Below are 16263 nucleotides of genomic sequence, written 5' to 3'. Positions count from 1 at the left end.
GCATGCCCGCTGTCACGGACACCGTGCCCCTCCGACATGCGTGCGCGACGGATCGCCGGGTCATCCCTTCGCGATCGCTTCGAACACGGTCGGGTCGACCAGCGTGGACGTGTCACCGAGTTCGCGGCCCTCGGCCACGTCACGCAACAGCCGTCGCATGATCTTGCCGCTGCGGGTCTTGGGCAGCTCGGGGACGAGGTGGATCTCGCGCGGCCGGGCGATCGGGCTGATCTCCAGCGAGACGGCGGCCTTCAGCTCGGTGACCAGCGCGTCGGTGCGCTCGGCCGACCCGGTGAGGATGACGAAGGCGACGATCCCCTGCCCCGTGGTCGCGTCGCTGGCGCCGACGACGGCGGCCTCGGCCACGGCCGGGTGCCCGACGAGCGCGGACTCGACCTCGGCGGTGGAGATCCGGTGGCCGGACACGTTCATCACGTCGTCGACCCGGCCGAGGATCCACAGGTCGCCGTCGGTGTCGAGCTTGGCGCCGTCACCGGCGAAGTACCAGCCTTCGGAAGCGAAACGCTGCCAATAGGTTTCACGGAACCGATCCATGTCGTTCCAGATGCCGCGCAGCATCGACGGCCACGGCTGATCCAGCACGAGCAAGCCCGAGGCGTCGTTGCCCAGCGGGGTGCCGTCGTCGTCGACGACCTTCGCCGAGATACCGGGCAGCGGTGCGGTGGCCGCGCCGGGCTTGGTGTCGGTGACGCCGGGCAGTGGGGAGATCATGATGGCGCCGGTTTCGGTTTGCCACCAGGTGTCGACGATGGGGGTCTTGTTGGCGCCGATGACGTCGCGGTACCAGCGCCAGGCTTCGGGGTTGATCGGTTCACCGACGGAGCCGAGCAGGCGCAGGGTGGTCAGGTTGTGGGCGTCGGGGATCTCGCGTCCCCATTTCATGAAGGTTCGGATGAGGGTGGGGGCGGTGTAGTAGATGGTGACGCCGTACTTCTCGATGATGTCGAAGTGGCGGTGTTCGTTGGGGGAGTTGGGGGTGCCTTCGTAGACGACCTGGGTGGCGCGGTTGGCGAGGGGTCCGTAGACGATGTAGCTGTGTCCGGTGACCCAGCCGATGTCGGCGGTGCACCAGTAGACGTCCTGGCCTGCTTTGTGGTCGAAGACGTTGTGGTGGGTGTAGGCGGCTTGGGTGAGGTAGCCGCCGGTGGTGTGCAGGATGCCTTTGGGTTTTCCGGTGGTGCCGGAGGTGTAGAGGATGAAGAGGGGGTGTTCGGCGGGGAAGGGCTGGGCCTCATGGGAAGGCGAAGCGAGCGATACGGTTTCGTCCCACCACAGATCGCGCACCGGCGTCCACGGCACGTCCAGCCCGGTGCGCCGCACCACCAGCACGTGCTCGACCGAGGTCGGCTCGTCGCCGAGGGCCTCGTCCACCGCCGACTTCAGCGGGGCGGGCTTGCCGCGCCGCCACTGTCCGTCGGTCGTCACGATCAGGCGCGCCTGCGCGTCGTCGACGCGCTGCCGCAGGGCCGTCGGCGAGAACCCGGCGAACACCACCGAATGGGTGAGCCCCAGGCGCGCGCAGGCCAGCATCGAGACGATCGCCTCGGGAACCATCGGCATGTAGATCGCGACGCGATCGCCCGCCACCAGCCCGAGCGCGGTGAACGCGTTGGCGGCGCGCGAGACTTCCTCGAGCAGTTCGCGATAGGTGATGTCGCGTGAGTCGCCGGGTTCGCCTTCCCAGTGGATGGCGACCTGGTCGCCGTGTCCGTCGATGACGTGGCGGTCGACGCAGTTGTAGGCGACATTGAGCTCGCCGTCGGCGAACCAGCGCGCGACCGGGGCGTCGCTCCAGTCCAGTACCTGGGTGAAGGGTGTGTGCCAGTGCAGCCGGTTCGCCTGCTCGGCCCAGAAACCGGCACGATCGGTGGTGGCCCGCTCGGCGAGCGAGGCATCGGCATTCGCCCGCGCGACGAAGTCCGCGGCGGGCGGGTAGCTGGTCGCGTGGTCGGGCCGGGTGGGGTCGGTGACTGCACCGGTCACAAGAAATCTCCTTCGAACGAACAGGGGTGAAGCCCGTGCCGGTGGTGGGAGGGCACCGGCACGGGCTGGGGCAACGTCAGTGCGAGATCGCCTTCTCCGCACCGACGCCGGTCAGTGCCCGGACTTCCATCTCCGCGGCCTTGGCGGTGTCGACCTGCTCGCCGCGGCCACCGGCATAGGTGCCGACGATGCCGAGCGCGAAGGCCAGCGGGATGGACACGATGCCCGGGTTGGACAGCGGGAACCAGTGGAAATCGGTCCCGGTGATCATCGAGGTCTTGGTGCCCGACACCGCCGGGGAGAACACGATGAGCACGATGGTCGAGATCAGGCCGCCGTACATCGACCACAGCGCGCCGGTGGTGTTGAAGCGCTTCCAGAACAGCGAGTACAGGATCGTCGGAAGGTTCGCCGCCGCCGCCACCGCGAACGCCAGCGCCACCAGGAACGCGATGTTCTGGCCGTTGGCGAGGATGCCGAGCCCGATCGCGAGCACGCCGATCACCACGGCGGTGATCCGCGAGACCCGCACCTGCTTGCGCTCGTCGACATCGCCCTTCTTGATCACGCTGGCGTAGATGTCGTGGGCGAACGAGGCCGACGCGGTGATCGTCAGACCGGCGACCACCGCCAGGATCGTCGCGAACGCGACCGCCGAGATCACGCCGAGCAGGATGACACCGCCGAGCTCGAACGCCAGCAGCGGCGCCGCCGAGTTCTGGCCACCCGCCGCGGCGAGGATCTTGTCCGGGCCGACGATGGCCGCCGCGCCGTACCCGAGCACCAGAGTGAACAGGTAGAACGCGCCGATCAGGCTGATCGCCCAGACCACCGAGCGCCGCGCCTCTTTCGCGGTCGGGACCGTGTAGAAGCGCATCAGCACGTGCGGCAGACCCGCGGTGCCCAGCACCAGCGCCAGACCCAGCGACAGGAAGTTCAGCTTCGAGGTGTCGCTGCCGCCGTACTGGGCGCCGGGCGCGAGCACATCACGCGCGGCGACGGCCTTGTTGGTCGACTCGCTCACCGATTCCTGGGCGGCGCCGAGGATGTCGGAGAAGTTGAAGCCGAACTTGGCCAGCACCAGCACCGTCATCAGCGCGGCGCCCGCGATCAGCAGCACCGCCTTGATGATCTGCACCCAGGTGGTGCCCTTCATGCCACCGACCAGTACGTAGACGATCATCAGCACGCCGACGATCGCGATCACGACCGATTGGCCCGCGCGGCTGGAGATGTCGAGCAGCAGCGCGACCAGGCCACCCGCGCCCGCCATCTGCGCCAGCAGATAGAACAGCGACACGGTCAGCGTGGTCAGCGCGGCCGCGGTGCGCACCGGGCCCTCCTTCAACCGGAAGCTGAGCACGTCGGCCATGGTGAATTTGCCGGTGTTGCGCAGCATCTCGGCCACCAGCAGCAGCGCGACCAGCCAGGCGACGAGGAAGCCGATCGAGTACAGGAACCCGTCGTAGCCGTAGACGGCGATCGCGCCGGCGATGCCGAGGAAGCTGGCCGCCGACAGGTAGTCACCGGCGATGGCGATGCCGTTCTGTGGACCGGAGAAGCCACGGCCGCCGGTGAAATAGTCGGCGGCACTGGCGTTGTTGCGGCTGGCCCGGATCACCACGACCATGGTGACCGCGACGAACAGCGCGAAGATGGCGATATTGGCGACGGGGTTACCCACCGTCGTGTCCGCGGCAAGAATGGTCACGCGCGGCCTTCCTCGAGAGATTCGCGAATGGCCGCGGCGCGCGGATCCAGCTCACGATTGGCGAAACGGACGTAGAGCCCGGTGATGAGGAATGTGGACACGAACTGCCCGAGGCCGAGCAGCAGACCCACATTGATGTTGCCGAAGACCTTCGTGGCCATGAAGTCGTGCGCGTACGCGCCGAGCACCACATAGCTCAGGTACCACAGCAGGAACAGCGCGGTCATCGGGAAGACGAAGCGGCGCAGGCGATTGCGCAGATCCTGGAACTGCGGGCTCGCCTGCACGGCGAGCCATTCGTCGGCACTCGGCGTGCGCCGGTCGGGCGCTTCTTCGGTGTCGGTTTCGGTCATGCCTGATGGTCCTAGCGTGAGGAGTGTCGTGCGTGCGATGACCGTAAGACGCGGAGTATGAGCGTGTAATGATGTGGCGTGGGTCACTCGGTGAAGGTGGCCGCCGGTGCGGTGAACGGTCGCTGTGGCGCGACGAACGGTCGGGGCGAGATCAGCGGTCGACGGCGGTTTCCGGCTCGCGGTCGGCGCTCATGCCGAGGCGTTCGGGTGCGTGCAGGCGCAGGAAGATCCCCGCGACCGTGCGCTGATCCTGCCCCTTGGTCACCAGGCTGACCACGATCGTCACCGCGAACGCCAGCGGCACGCTCACCGCGCCCGGATAGTCCACGATCGCCGACGGCCAGCCACCGGCCAGCTCGGGCGAGACGCCGCCGAGAACCGCGAGCACCGTCGCGCCACCCGCGGTGATACCGCCGGTGAGCAGCCCGCTCGCCGCACCCGCCGCGGTCAGCCCGCGCCACCAGATGCCGAGTACCAGCAGCGGACACAGGGTCGAGGCGGCCACCGAGAAGGCGAGCGCGACCGTGCGGGACAGGTCGAGCGAGGCGACGGTGAGCGCCAGCGTCAGCGGGACGAGCCCGGCGACCAGCGCGGCGGCCCGGAAATCCCGGATCCGCCCGCGCAGCACATCGGTGCTGAGCACGCCGGCGAGACTGACCAGCAGCCCCGACGAGGTCGACAGGAACGCCGCGATCGCCCCCGCCGCCGCGAGCGCCGCCAGCAGCTGTCCGCCGAGTCCGCCGAGCACCGCGCCCGGCAACAGGACCACCGCGGCGTCGGAGGCGCCGGTGATCAGCAATTGCGGCACGTACAGGCGGGCGAAGACGCCGAGCAGGATCGGGAACAGGTAGAAGACCCCGACCAGCCCGATCACCGTCAGCGCCGTCCGGCGGGCCGACGGACCGTCCCGATTGGTGTAGAAGCGGACCAGCACATGCGGTAGGCCCATGGTGCCGAGGAAGGTCGCCACGATCAGCGAGAACACCTGGTACTGCGGATGTTCGCCACCGAACCCGCCGCCCGGCGCCACCCAGCTCGCGCCGTCGGCGGGCGCGCCGGCGACCACCGGCACCGCCGAGCCCGGCTCCAGGATCAGCTCGGAGCCCTCGGTCAGGGTGTGGTCGCCGGGGGTGAGCAGGACCGGCCCGTCCTCGGCCCGGCCGTCGAGGGTGCCGGTGACGCGCACCTGCTGCGACACGTCGAGGTGCACCACCACATCGGTCGAGATGTCGACGGTGGTGCGCTGGTCGACCGTCGGTGGCGCGGGGGTGCCGACCGGCCGCTCGTCGGCCAGGAAGTGCAGACCGAGCACCAGGGCGGGCACCGCCACCGCCGTCAGCTTCAGCCAGTACTGGAACGCCTGCACCAGGGTCACCGACCGCATACCGCCGCCGATCACATTCGCCAGCACGATCGCCCCGACCGCGACGGCCCCCACCCACGGCGGGGCCCCGAGCAGCAGGTGCAGGGTCAGCCCCGCGCCCTGGAACTGCGGGATGAGATACACCGCGCAGACCACGACCACCAGCCCGGCGGCCATGCGCCGCAACCGGATCGACCCGAGCCGGAACTCCGCGAAGTCGGGGACGGTGTAGGCGCCGGAGCGGCGCAGGGGAGCGGCGACGAACATCAGCAGGCCGAGATATCCCGCGGTGAAACCCACCGGATACCAGAGCGCGTCGGCGCCGTACTTGGCGATCAGGCCCGCGACGCCGAGAAACGAAGCGGCCGACAGGTATTCGCCCGAGATCGCGGCGGCATTCCACCGCGAACCCACCGTGCGCGAGGCCACCAGGAAGTCGGAGGTGGTGCGCGAGAGCCGGACTCCGTAGAAGCCGATCCCGATGGTGGCGAGCGCGGCCAGCAGCAGGGCCGCGATGGTGAGCGCCGGACTGTCCGGTGTCATCGGTGTCGCCTCGTGGTCCGCACGCGTCAGTCCCCGGCCAGTTCGAGGAAGTCGTCCTCGTTGCGCTGCGCCAGCCGCACGTAGAGGCGGCCCACCGCGTACAGGGCGGGGAACGCGAGGGCGCCGAGCACGATCCAGGGCAGCCGGATGCCGAGGACGGTCGTCGCGGCGATCGCGTCGATGCCGAACAGCACGGGCAGCGAGCCGAACACCGCGACCACGACCAGGCTCAGGCGCAGGGCCAACCCCAGTTGCGCCCGGATCAGGCCCCCGATCAGCGCCGCACCGAGATCGGTCTGCTCCACCACCTCGGTCCGGGTGCGGATCTGGCGGGCACCTCGCCGCTGCGCCAGCACCACCCGTTCCCTGGGCGGCCGCTGCGGACCCGTCACCGCTGGGACCAGTTCTGCCGCGGCCCGTGCACCAGCCGCTGCTTGAGTTCGCGCACCTGGCGCCTGCTCACCGGCAGTTCCACCGCGCCGCCCGCGCCCTCGGCCCGCAGACAGACCACGGTCCCCGTTCCGGTGCTGCGCATCCCGGTGACCAGCCGCAAGGCCACCAGGTACGACCGGTGTACGCGCAGGAATCCCGCGTCCTCCCACCGGGCTTCGAGCGCCGAGAGCGGAATCCGCACCAGATGCGAGCCCGTGCCGGTGTGCAGCCGCGCGTAGTCACCGTCGGCCTCGACCCACGCGACATCGGCCCGGTTCACCAGCGTGGTCACCCCGCCCAGCTCGACCGGGATCACCTCGCTCGGATGCGCGGGTTCCGGCGGCGCCGCCGTGGGCACCGGCACCCGGGCCGCCACGATCCGCCGCACCGCCTCGGCCAGCCGCGCCCCGCGCAGCGGCTTGAGCAGATAATCCACCGCCCCCAGATCGAACGCCGCCACCGCGTGATCGTCGTGCGCCGTCACGAACACCACCGCGGGCGGCTCGGCGAACTCCGACAGAATCCCCGCCAGCTCCATCCCCGTGAGCCCCGGCATATCGATATCCAGGAACACCGCGTCGATCGGATGCGCCCGCAACAACCGCAGCGCCCCGGTAGCCTCCCCCGCCCGATGAATCTCCCCGACCCCCACCTGCGTACTCAGCAGATACACCAACTCGTCGAGCGCCGGCTTCTCGTCATCGACAGCGAGCACCCGCAGTGCGGTCGAGTTCTCATCGGTGTTCCAGGTCACAACCTGTCCATGGTAACCGGGCGAGTCGCCGAACTCCGCCGGAACCCTCGGCGGCGCCGGGTAGGGGGAGCGTACGCCCGTGAGCGATGTCGTTCGGGGGCGGTCAGGCGTGGATGCCCGGGCGGAATTTCGGGACGCGCATGCTGACTTTGGTGCCCGCGCCGGGGGCGGTTTCCACGACCAGGCCGTAGTCGTTGCCGAAGGCGGCGCGGAGGCGGTCGTCGACGTTGGCGAGGCCGACGTGGGCGGCTTCGCCGGTGCGGGCGGGGCCGGTGTCGGTGTCGACGGCGTCCAAGGCGCCGGAGCGCAGGAGGTCGGGGTCCATGCCGATGCCGTCGTCCTCGACGCTGATCAGGCAGTCGGTGCCGGCGTCGGTGGCGACGATGCTGAGCTGGCCGCCGCGCCCGCCGCCGCCGAGCCCGTGCCGCACCGCGTTCTCCACCAGGGGTTGCAGCGCCAGGAACGGCAGCACCACGCCGAGCACCTCCGGCGCGATCCGCAGGCGGACCTCCAGGGCGTCGCCGAAGCGTGCCTGTTCGAGGGCCAGATAGCGCTCGATATTGCGCAGTTCGTCGGCGAGGACGGTGAATTCGCCCGCGGCACGGAAGGAGTAGCGGGTGAAGTCGGCGAATTCGAGAATGAGTTCCCGGGCCCGATCCGGATCGGTCCGCACGAACGACGCGATCGTATTGAGCGCGTTGTAGATGAAATGCGGACTGATCTGCGCCCGCAGCGCCCGCAATTCGGCTCGATCGACCCGGGCTCGCGAGGCGTCCAGCTCGGCCAGCTCGAGCTGCCCGCACGCGTACCGGGCCACCTCGCCCGCCGCCCCGAGCATCCCTGGCCCCGGCTTCCCGGTGGTCACCATCCCGAGCGCCCCCACCGCCGCCCCCGTGTCGATCAGCAGCGGCTGCGCGATGAGCGAATGCTCGTCCCCGCTGACCAGCACCGCCCGCTCCTCGGCGATCGCCCGCCGCGCCGCCTCGTCGAACACTGCGGCCATCCCCGCGTGCGGCCCGTCCCACGCCAGCAGCGTCGCGTCGGCGTCCATCACCCCCAGCGCCTCGGCCCCGGCCAGCGCCCGCAGATGCGGCGCCGCCTCCCTGGCCGCCTCCTCGGTCAACCCCCGCCGCAACGGCACCGCCGCCAGCGACGCGGTGTGCAGGGCCTGATGCACCGCCCGCTGCGCCGGCGTGGTCACCACCCGCTGCGTCCGCCGCCACACCAGCCACGCGACGACCACCACGATCGCGACACCCGCCAGCACCACCGCCGTGGTCGTCACCGGTCACTCCCGCCTACTCGCACCGCGAACCGGCCCGGTTCGACGACGGCCGCACCCCGTGTGCGGACATCCGCCGATTATCGCCGCCCGCGGTCTCGGTGGTCCGATGATCGCCGACGGGCACGCGTGCGTGGTTTCCGATCATGAACTAGCGGAAAACAGACGGTTGCTGCGGACTCGCCGGTGACGTTCGCCACGACACGCCGAACCAGGCCAGGGCGGGGGCGCGATGCCCGTGTGGCACGCGAAAAGTTGTCGGACCCACGTGCCTAGAATGCCTAGGCCAACCCCCGTCGACACCATGGGAGGAAGGACCGTCTTGGCTCCGTCCGGATCGTTCGTTCACCTGCACAACCACACCGAGTACTCCATGCTCGATGGTGCGGCGAAGATTTCGCCGCTGTTCGCGGAGGCGGAACGGCTGGGCATGACCGCCGTCGGCATGACCGACCACGGCAACATGTACGGCGCCTCGGAGTTCTACAACAGCGCCAAGAAGGCGGGCATCAAGCCGATCATCGGCATCGAGGCCTACATCGCACCGGGCTCGCGGTTCGACACCAAGCGGGTGCAGTGGGGTGATCCCGGCCAGAAGAGCGACGACGTCTCGGGTTCTGGTGCCTACACCCATATGACGATGGTCGCCGAGAACGCGACCGGTCTGCGCAACCTGTTCAAGCTGTCGAGCCTGGCCTCCATCGAGGGCCAGCTGGGCAAGTGGGCGCGCATGGACGAGGAGATCATCGCGCAGTACGCGGAGGGCATCATCGCCACGACGGGCTGCCCGTCGGGTGAGGTGCAGACCCGGCTGCGCCTCGGTCACGAACGCGAGGCGCTCGAGGCCGCCGCGAAGTGGCAGGAGATCTTCGGCAAGGACAACTTCTTCCTCGAGGTGATGGACCACGGTCTGTCGATCGAGCGCCGGGTCCGCGAGGGCCTGATCAATGTCAGCAAGCAGCTCGACATCCCGCCGATCGCCACCAACGACTGCCACTACGTCACCAAGGACCAGTCGACCAATCACGAAGCGCTGCTGTGCATCCAGACCGGCAAGACGCTCTCGGACCCGACCCGCTTCAAGTTCGACGGTGACGGCTACTACCTGAAGTCGGCCGCGGAGATGCGCGCCATCTGGGACGCGGAGGTCCCCGGCGCCTGCGACAACACCGAGCTCATCGGCGAGCGGGTGCAGTCCTACGACGACGTGTGGGCCCACCGCGACCGGATGCCGATCTTCCCGGTGCCCGAAGGCCACACCCAGGCCACCTGGCTGCGCAAGGAAGTCCTCGACGGCCTCGACCGCCGGTTCCCCGACGGCCCCCCGCAGGACTACCTCGCCCGCGCCGACTACGAACTCGGCGTCATCTGCGAGATGGGTTTCCCCGCCTACTTCCTCGTCGTCGGTGACCTGATCCGGCACGCCCTCGACGTCGGCATCCGCGTCGGCCCCGGCCGTGGTTCGGCCGCGGGCTCGCTGGTCGCCTACGCGATGGGCATCACCAATATCGACCCGATCCCGCATGGCCTGCTGTTCGAGCGGTTCCTCAACCCCGAGCGCGTGTCGATGCCCGATATCGATATCGACTTCGACGATCGCCGCCGCGGTGAGATGGTCCGCTACGCCACCGAGAAGTGGGGCAGCGACCGCGTCGCCCAGGTGATCACCTTCGGCACCATCAAGACCAAGGCCGCGATCAAGGACTCCGCGCGAGTCCTGTTCGGCCAGCCCGGTTTCGCCATCGCCGACCAGATCACCAAGGCGCTGCCGCCGCCGATCATGGCCAAGGACATCTCGGTCTCGGGCATCACCGACCCCGACCACGAGCGGTACAAGGAAGCCGCCGAGGTCCGCGAGCTCATCGGCTCCAACCCCGATGTCGCCAAGATCTACGAGACCGCCCGTGGCCTGGAGGGCCTGATCCGCAACGCGGGCGTGCACGCCTGCGCGGTCATCATGTCCTCCGAGCCGCTCACCGACGCGATCCCGGTGTGGAAGCGCGCGCAGGACGGCGCGATCATCACCGGCTGGGACTACCCGTCGTGCGAGGCCATCGGCCTGCTGAAGATGGACTTCCTCGGTCTGCGCAACCTCACCGTCATCGGTGACGCCCTGGAGAACATCCAGGCCAACCGCGGCGTCGATCTCGACATGGATCACCTGCCGCTCAACGACCCGGCCACCTACGAACTGCTCGCCCGCGGCGACACCCTCGGCGTGTTCCAGCTCGACGGCAGTGCCATGCGCGATCTGCTGCGCCGCATGCAGCCCACCGGCTTCGAGGACATCGTCGCCGTCCTCGCGCTGTACCGCCCCGGCCCGATGGGCATGAACGCCCACAACGACTACGCCGACCGTAAGAACGGCCGCCAAGAGGTCAAACCGATCCACCCCGAGCTCGAAGAGCCGCTGAAAGAGATCCTGGCCGACACCTTCGGCCTGATCGTCTATCAGGAACAGATCATGCAGATCGCGCAGAAGGTCGCCGGGTACTCGCTCGGCCAGGCCGACATCCTGCGCCGCGCCATGGGTAAGAAGAAGCTCTCGGTGCTGGAGGAAGCCTACGCGGGCTTCCGCGAGGGCATGCTCAAGAACGACTTCTCCGAGCCCGCGATCAAGGCGCTCTGGGACACCATCCTCCCGTTCGCCGGCTACGCGTTCAACAAATCGCACGCCGCGGGCTACGGCCTGGTCTCCTTCTGGACCGCCTACCTCAAGGCCAACTACCCGGCCGAGTACATGGCCGGTCTGCTCACCTCCGTCGGTGACGACAAGGACAAGGCCGCGATCTACCTGTCGGACTGCCGCAAGATGGGCATCACGGTGCTGCCGCCGGATGTCAACGAGTCCGAGCAGAACTTCGCCTCGGTCGGCAAGGACATCCGCTTCGGTCTCGGCGCGGTCCGCAATGTCGGCGCCAACGTGGTGTCCTCGATCATCGCCGCGCGCAAGGAGAAGTCGAAGTTCACCGACTTCTCCGACTACCTGAACAAGATCGACGCGATCGCCTGCTCCAAGAAGGTCACCGAATCGCTCATCAAGGCAGGTGGTTTCGACTCGCTAGGGCATCCCCGCAAGGGCCTGCTGCTGATCCACTCCGACGCGATCGACGCGGTGATGTCGACGAAGAAGGCCGAGGCGATCGGCCAGTTCGACCTCTTCGGCGGCCTGGACGACGGCGACGACTCGGTCGCCTCGGTGTTCAACGTGAAGGTCCCCGAGGACGAATGGGAGACCAAGCACAAGCTCGCCCTCGAACGAGAGATGCTGGGCCTCTACGTCTCCGGGCATCCGCTCAACGGCGTCGAGCACGTGTTGGCCGCCCAGGTCGACACCCCGATTCCGGCGATCCTGGAAGGCGACGTCAAGGACGGCGCGCAGGTGACCATCGGCGGCATCCTCGCCTCGGTCAACCGGCGGATCAACAAGAACGGCCTGGCCTGGGCCTCGGCCCAGCTCGAGGACCTCACCGGTGGCGTCGAGGTGCTGTTCTTCCCGCAGTCGTACTCGGTCTACGGCATGGACGTGGTCGAAGACGCGGTGGTGCTGGTCAAGGCGCGCGTGTCGGTGCGCGATGACCGCATCTCGCTGATCGCCAACGACCTCGTGGTGCCGGATCTCTCGGCGATCGGGGTGGCGAAGCCGGTGGCGGTGGTCATGACGACCCGGATGTGCACGCCGGACAAGATCGGTGAGCTCAAGAAGGTGCTCTCCCGCCATCCCGGCACCTCCGACGTGCATGTCCGCCATGTCGGCGCACGGGAGAAGACCACCCTGCTCAAGCTCGACGACAGCTGGCGGGTGAGCCCGTCCTCGGCGCTGATGGGTGACCTGAAGGCACTGCTCGGTCCCGGCTGCCTGGGCTGAGCCGGAGGCGATCGCGGTCGAGGATCTCGCAGTGCGGCCGCGTTCTCGGTGGTCGGGTAGCGCTGGGAGCGCGGTCGGGCCGGGTGTGCTCGCGGTGTCTCGGCGGGTGCTGATCGAAACCCGGCGGGCGACGGGCTAGCGTCGAGAGGCGTGACGTCAGCGACTCGGCTCGATTCGCCCCCACACCCCGTGCGACTCGCACACCCGCGCCCGCGCGTACCGCCGCGGGCCGTACTGCTCGTCGCGGCCGCGCTGATCGTGGCCCAGCTGGTCCTGCGCGGCTGGGTCGCGGCGTCGGGATTCTTCTACTGGGACGACTTCATCCTGATCGGTGAGGTGGGCCGGCATCCGCTGTGGTCGACCGAATTGCTGTTCACCAGCCACGACGGCCACGTGATGCCGTTGGCGTTCGCGCTGACCTGGGCGGTGACCGCGATCGCGCCGTTCGAGTGGAGCGTGGCGGCGGCCGTCCTGGTGCTGTTGCAGCTGCTCGCTTCGCTCGCGGTGCTGCGGCTGTCGGTCGTGCTGCTCGGGACCGGGCCGCGGCTGCTGGTCCCGTTGACCTGCTACCTGTTCGTTCCGCTGACGGTGCCCGCCTTCGCCTGGTGGTCGGCCGCGGTGAACGCGCTGCCATTGCAGATCGCGCTCGCCTGGGTGAGCGCGGACGCGGTCCAGCTCGTGCGGACCGGGCGCGGGCGGTACGCGGTCTCGGGCGCGGCGGTCTCCGCGGTGGCGCTGCTGTGCTTCGAGAAGGCGGTGGTGGTGCTGCCGGTCGCGGTCGCGGTGGTGGCGCTGTCGGCCTACGTCGCCGGAGAATCGGTGCGCGCTGCCGTCCGCCGCGGCGCCGCGCTGTGGACCGCGGCGGGTGCGGTGCTGCTGGCCTGGTCGGCGTTCTTCCTGCTGGTCATCCAGCGTCCGCGCGGACTGTCGCGCCCCGAACAACCCACCGCCCTGCTGAGCCGAGCCCTCTCGGACGGACTGGTCCCCGCCCTGTCCGGCGGACCCTGGCGATGGGAACGCTGGCAGCCCGCCACCCCGTGGGCCGACCCGCCCGGCGTGGCCGTCGCCCTGTGCTGGACGGCACTGATCCTGTTCGCGGCGTGGACGATCCGCACCCGCGCCAGGGTCGGCGTGATCTGGGTGTGCGCGGCCGCCTACGTCGTCGCGACCGTCGCGCCCGTCGTGGTCCTCCGCGACGGCCCCGGCACCGCGGCGCTGTTGCTCCAATCCATCCGCTACTTCGCGGACGTCGCCGTCATCGCCTGCCTCGGCCTCGTCCTGATCATGACCGCCCCACGCCGCGCGCCCCGCGACCTGCGAAGCGGTGCCACCGCACGTGGCCTGCTCCTGGCGCGGGGTCTTCCGGTGCGAGCTGTCGTGGCGGTGGTGGCGACCGTGATCTTCCTCGTGAGCAGCGTGTATTCGACCGTCACCTTCACCCGCTCGTGGGAGCCGAGTCCGGCGCGCGCCTACGTCACCGGGGTGCGCACCGCGCTGCCGGGTGCCGGCGCGCCGCTGCTGCCGCAGGAGGTTCCGTGGAATGTGCTGAATCCCTTGGCCTTTCCGCAGAACATGACCGACCAGGTGTTCGCCGCGCTCGCCGGGCCGGACACCTTCGCCCGGTCGACACCGCACCTGCGGATGTTCACCGACGAGGGGGAACTCGTCGACGCGCAGGTGTGGTGGAACCGCTCGATCGTGCCCGCCCCGGAACCCGGCTGCGGCTACCGGATGACGCCCGGCGAGGCGGTCCGGCTGCCCTTGGACGGGCCGATGCAGATCCGCGAGTGGACCGCCCAGCTGAACTACCTGGCCGACCGCGACGGCGCCATCGCCGTCTCGTTCGAGGGCGCCGCCGAGACCGTCGCCGAGGTCAGGTCCGGGCTGCACCCGGTCTACGTCCGCATGCTCGGCGGTGGCACGGCCTTGCGTGTCCGCGCGCTGACTCCCGGCCTCGAATTGTGCTTCGGCGCGGGGCCGGTCGGAGTCGTCGCCCACGACTGATCGCCGACTGCACGTGCGGGGCGGCGCCGAAGACGCACCGGCGGCCGGTTCGCACCGAGCGCCCGAGCAGACCACCGCGCTTCGGGTACTCGCGTCGACCGACCCGTGCCGGGCATGGCGGAAGCCGGGCAGCGCGGTGACACCGGTCGCCCTGCCCGATGCCCGCCCGCATGCGATGCTGGGGCCATGAGGCAGTTTCGGGTGTGGGCGCCGGAGGCGGGGGCGGTGCGGCTGCAACTGGACGGGGTGATCCATGCGATGCGGCGCAATGGGGGCGGGCGCTGGTCGGTCACCGTCGACGCAGGTCAGGGCGCCCGCTACGGGTTCCTGATCGACGACGACCCGACGGTACTGCCCGACCCGTGCTCCCCGCGCCAGCCCGACGGCGTCCACGCACTCTCCGCCGTGCACGACCTCGATCCGGCGGTCTGGACCGACCGGCGGTGGACCGGCAGGCAGCTGGCCGGTTCGGTGTTCTACGAACTGCACATCGGCACCTTCACGCCGGACGGCACCTTCGACGCGGCGATCGAACGGCTCGACCACCTGGTCGGCCTCGGCGTCACCACGGTCGAGTTGATGCCGGTCAACGCTTTCGACGGCACCCACAACTGGGGTTACGACGGCGTGCTCTGGTACGCGGTGCAGGAGAGCTACGGCGGACCCGACGGCCTGCAGCGCTTCGTCGACGCCTGCCACGCGCGCGGTCTGGCGGTCTGCCTGGACGTGGTCTACAACCACCTCGGCCCGTCCGGCAACTACCTGCCCCGCTTCGGCCCCTACCTCGCCGCGGGCCGCAACACGTGGGGGCAGAGCCTGAATCTCGACGGTCCCGGCTCCGACGCCGTCCGCCGCCACATCATCGACAACGCCCTGCGCTGGCTGCGCGACTTCCACATCGACGCGCTGCGCATCGACGCCGTGCACGCGCTGGTCGACCGCACCGCGACCCATCTGCTCGAGGAACTCGTCGTCGAGACCACCGCGCTGGCAGCGCATCTGGGCCGCCCGCTGAGCCTGATCGCCGAGAGCGACCTCAACGATCCCCGCCTGATCACGCCGCGCGCGGCGGGCGGCTTCGGCCTGACCGGCCAGTGGAACGACGACCTGCACCATGCCGTGCACACCGCCGTCTCCGGCGAACGGCAGGGCTACTACGCCGATTTCGGCTCCCTGGCCTGCCTGGCCCAGACCCTCACCCACGGCTTCTTCCACGCCGGAACCTATTCCAGCTTCCGCGGCCGCACCCACGGCACGCCGATCCCGCGCGACCTGATCCCCGGCAGCGCCCTGCTCGGCTACACCTGCACCCATGACCAGATCGGCAACCGGGCCGTCGGCGACCGCCCCAGCGCCTACCTCACCCCGGGACAGCTCGCGGTGAAGGCGGCGCTGGTGCTGCTCTCGGCGAGCACGCCGATGCTGTTCATGGGCGAGGAATGGGGCGCGCGCACCCCGTTCCAGTTCTTCACCTCGCACACCGACCCGGCCGTCGGCGCGGCCACCGCGACCGGACGCCGGGCCGAGTTCGCCGACCACGGCTGGGCCGCCGACGACGTCCCCGACCCGCAGGACCCGGACACCTTCACCCGCTCCAAGCTGGACTGGACCGAACCGACGCGCGAACCGCACGCCCGGCTGCTCGCCTGCTATCGCGCCCTGCTCGCGCTGCGCGCGGCCAGGTCCGAGTTCACCGACCCCTGGCTGGAACGGGTCTGGGCCGACTACGACGAGGCGAACCGCTGGTTCGTACTGCGGCGCGGCCGGATCTCGGTGGTCTGCAACCTGTCCGAGGACGAGGCCGTGATCCCGGTGCACGGAAGGGTATTGCTGGCCTGGGCGCCCGCCACCGAATCCGGTGCGGGAATACTCATCTCGGGCCACAGCTTCGCCGTGCTGGAGGAGGGTGACGGCGCGGGGGCCGTGGTCACCGCGTGATCCGGCCAGGG

The 16263-nt window shown here is 69.7% G+C and carries 10 protein-coding genes; 3 read left to right on the top strand and 7 right to left on the bottom strand.

Annotated elements, in window-relative coordinates; all coding sequences use genetic code 11:
• Positions 1–60: 60 nt before the first annotated feature.
• The 7 genes from acs to AB0H54_RS27430 form a co-directional block, all read right to left on the bottom strand.
• Positions 61–2004: an acetate--CoA ligase gene (gene acs, locus AB0H54_RS27460; protein WP_357349140.1), complete on the bottom strand. Its 1944-nt coding sequence runs from the start codon at positions 2002–2004 to the stop codon at positions 61–63.
• Between the two features lie 76 nt (positions 2005–2080).
• Complete coding sequence (locus tag AB0H54_RS27455; protein ID WP_357349138.1) at positions 2081–3715, bottom strand: cation acetate symporter; 1635 nt, start codon at positions 3713–3715, stop codon at positions 2081–2083.
• Positions 3712–4068 carry a DUF485 domain-containing protein gene (locus tag AB0H54_RS27450; RefSeq protein ID WP_355284299.1) on the bottom strand — a complete coding sequence of 119 codons (357 nt, stop codon included), beginning with the start codon at positions 4066–4068 and terminating at the stop codon, positions 3712–3714. The genes AB0H54_RS27455 and AB0H54_RS27450 overlap by 4 nt, the downstream gene beginning before the upstream one ends.
• A gap of 151 nt (positions 4069–4219) precedes the next feature.
• Positions 4220–5974, bottom strand: coding sequence for a cation acetate symporter (locus tag AB0H54_RS27445; RefSeq protein WP_357349136.1), 1755 nt, complete (start codon positions 5972–5974; stop codon positions 4220–4222).
• 26 nt (positions 5975–6000) lie between these two features.
• On the bottom strand, positions 6001–6366 hold the full coding sequence (locus tag AB0H54_RS27440; protein WP_357349134.1) for a hypothetical protein: 366 nt from the start codon (positions 6364–6366) through the stop codon (positions 6001–6003).
• Positions 6363–7160, bottom strand: a complete 798-nt coding sequence (locus tag AB0H54_RS27435; protein ID WP_357349132.1) for a LytTR family DNA-binding domain-containing protein — start codon at positions 7158–7160, stop codon at positions 6363–6365. Before AB0H54_RS27435 ends, AB0H54_RS27440 begins: the two co-directional genes overlap by 4 nt.
• Before the next feature lie 103 nt (positions 7161–7263).
• Positions 7264–8430 carry a histidine kinase gene (locus AB0H54_RS27430; RefSeq protein WP_357349456.1) on the bottom strand — a complete coding sequence of 389 codons (1167 nt, stop codon included), beginning with the start codon at positions 8428–8430 and terminating at the stop codon, positions 7264–7266.
• 316 nt (positions 8431–8746) lie between these two features.
• Between AB0H54_RS27430 and dnaE the strand changes: the two genes are divergently transcribed.
• The 3 genes from dnaE (at position 8747) to treZ (ending at position 16252) form a co-directional block, all read left to right on the top strand.
• The gene (gene dnaE / locus AB0H54_RS27425; RefSeq protein ID WP_355284287.1) at positions 8747–12310 is read left to right on the top strand and encodes a DNA polymerase III subunit alpha; all 3564 of its coding nucleotides are present in this window, start codon (positions 8747–8749) and stop codon (positions 12308–12310) included.
• A 150-nt stretch (positions 12311–12460) separates the two neighbouring features.
• Positions 12461–14314 (top strand): hypothetical protein, encoded by a 1854-nt coding sequence (locus tag AB0H54_RS27420; protein WP_357349130.1) that lies wholly within the window; start codon positions 12461–12463, stop codon positions 14312–14314.
• A gap of 186 nt (positions 14315–14500) precedes the next feature.
• The gene (treZ, locus tag AB0H54_RS27415; protein ID WP_357349128.1) at positions 14501–16252 is read left to right on the top strand and encodes a malto-oligosyltrehalose trehalohydrolase; all 1752 of its coding nucleotides are present in this window, start codon (positions 14501–14503) and stop codon (positions 16250–16252) included.
• Positions 16253–16263 lie beyond the last annotated feature (11 nt).

Origin of the sequence: Nocardia sp. NPDC050718, from assembly GCF_040654235.1 — a bacterium.
In the GTDB taxonomy this organism is placed as follows: Bacteria; Actinomycetota; Actinomycetes; order Mycobacteriales; family Mycobacteriaceae; genus Nocardia.
This window is presented reverse-complemented; position numbering and strand designations above follow the sequence as displayed.

Excerpts from the sequence above, each read along its gene's own strand:
- AB0H54_RS27450 (WP_355284299.1), bottom strand. The coding sequence starts at position 4,068 with ATGACCGAAACCGACACCGAAGAAGCGCCCGACCGGCGCACGCCGAGT.
- AB0H54_RS27445 (WP_357349136.1), bottom strand. The coding sequence starts at position 5,974 with ATGACACCGGACAGTCCGGCGCTCACCATCGCGGCCCTGCTGCTGGCC.
- dnaE (WP_355284287.1), top strand. The coding sequence starts at position 8,747 with ATGGGAGGAAGGACCGTCTTGGCTCCGTCCGGATCGTTCGTTCACCTG.
- treZ (WP_357349128.1), top strand. The coding sequence starts at position 14,501 with ATGAGGCAGTTTCGGGTGTGGGCGCCGGAGGCGGGGGCGGTGCGGCTG.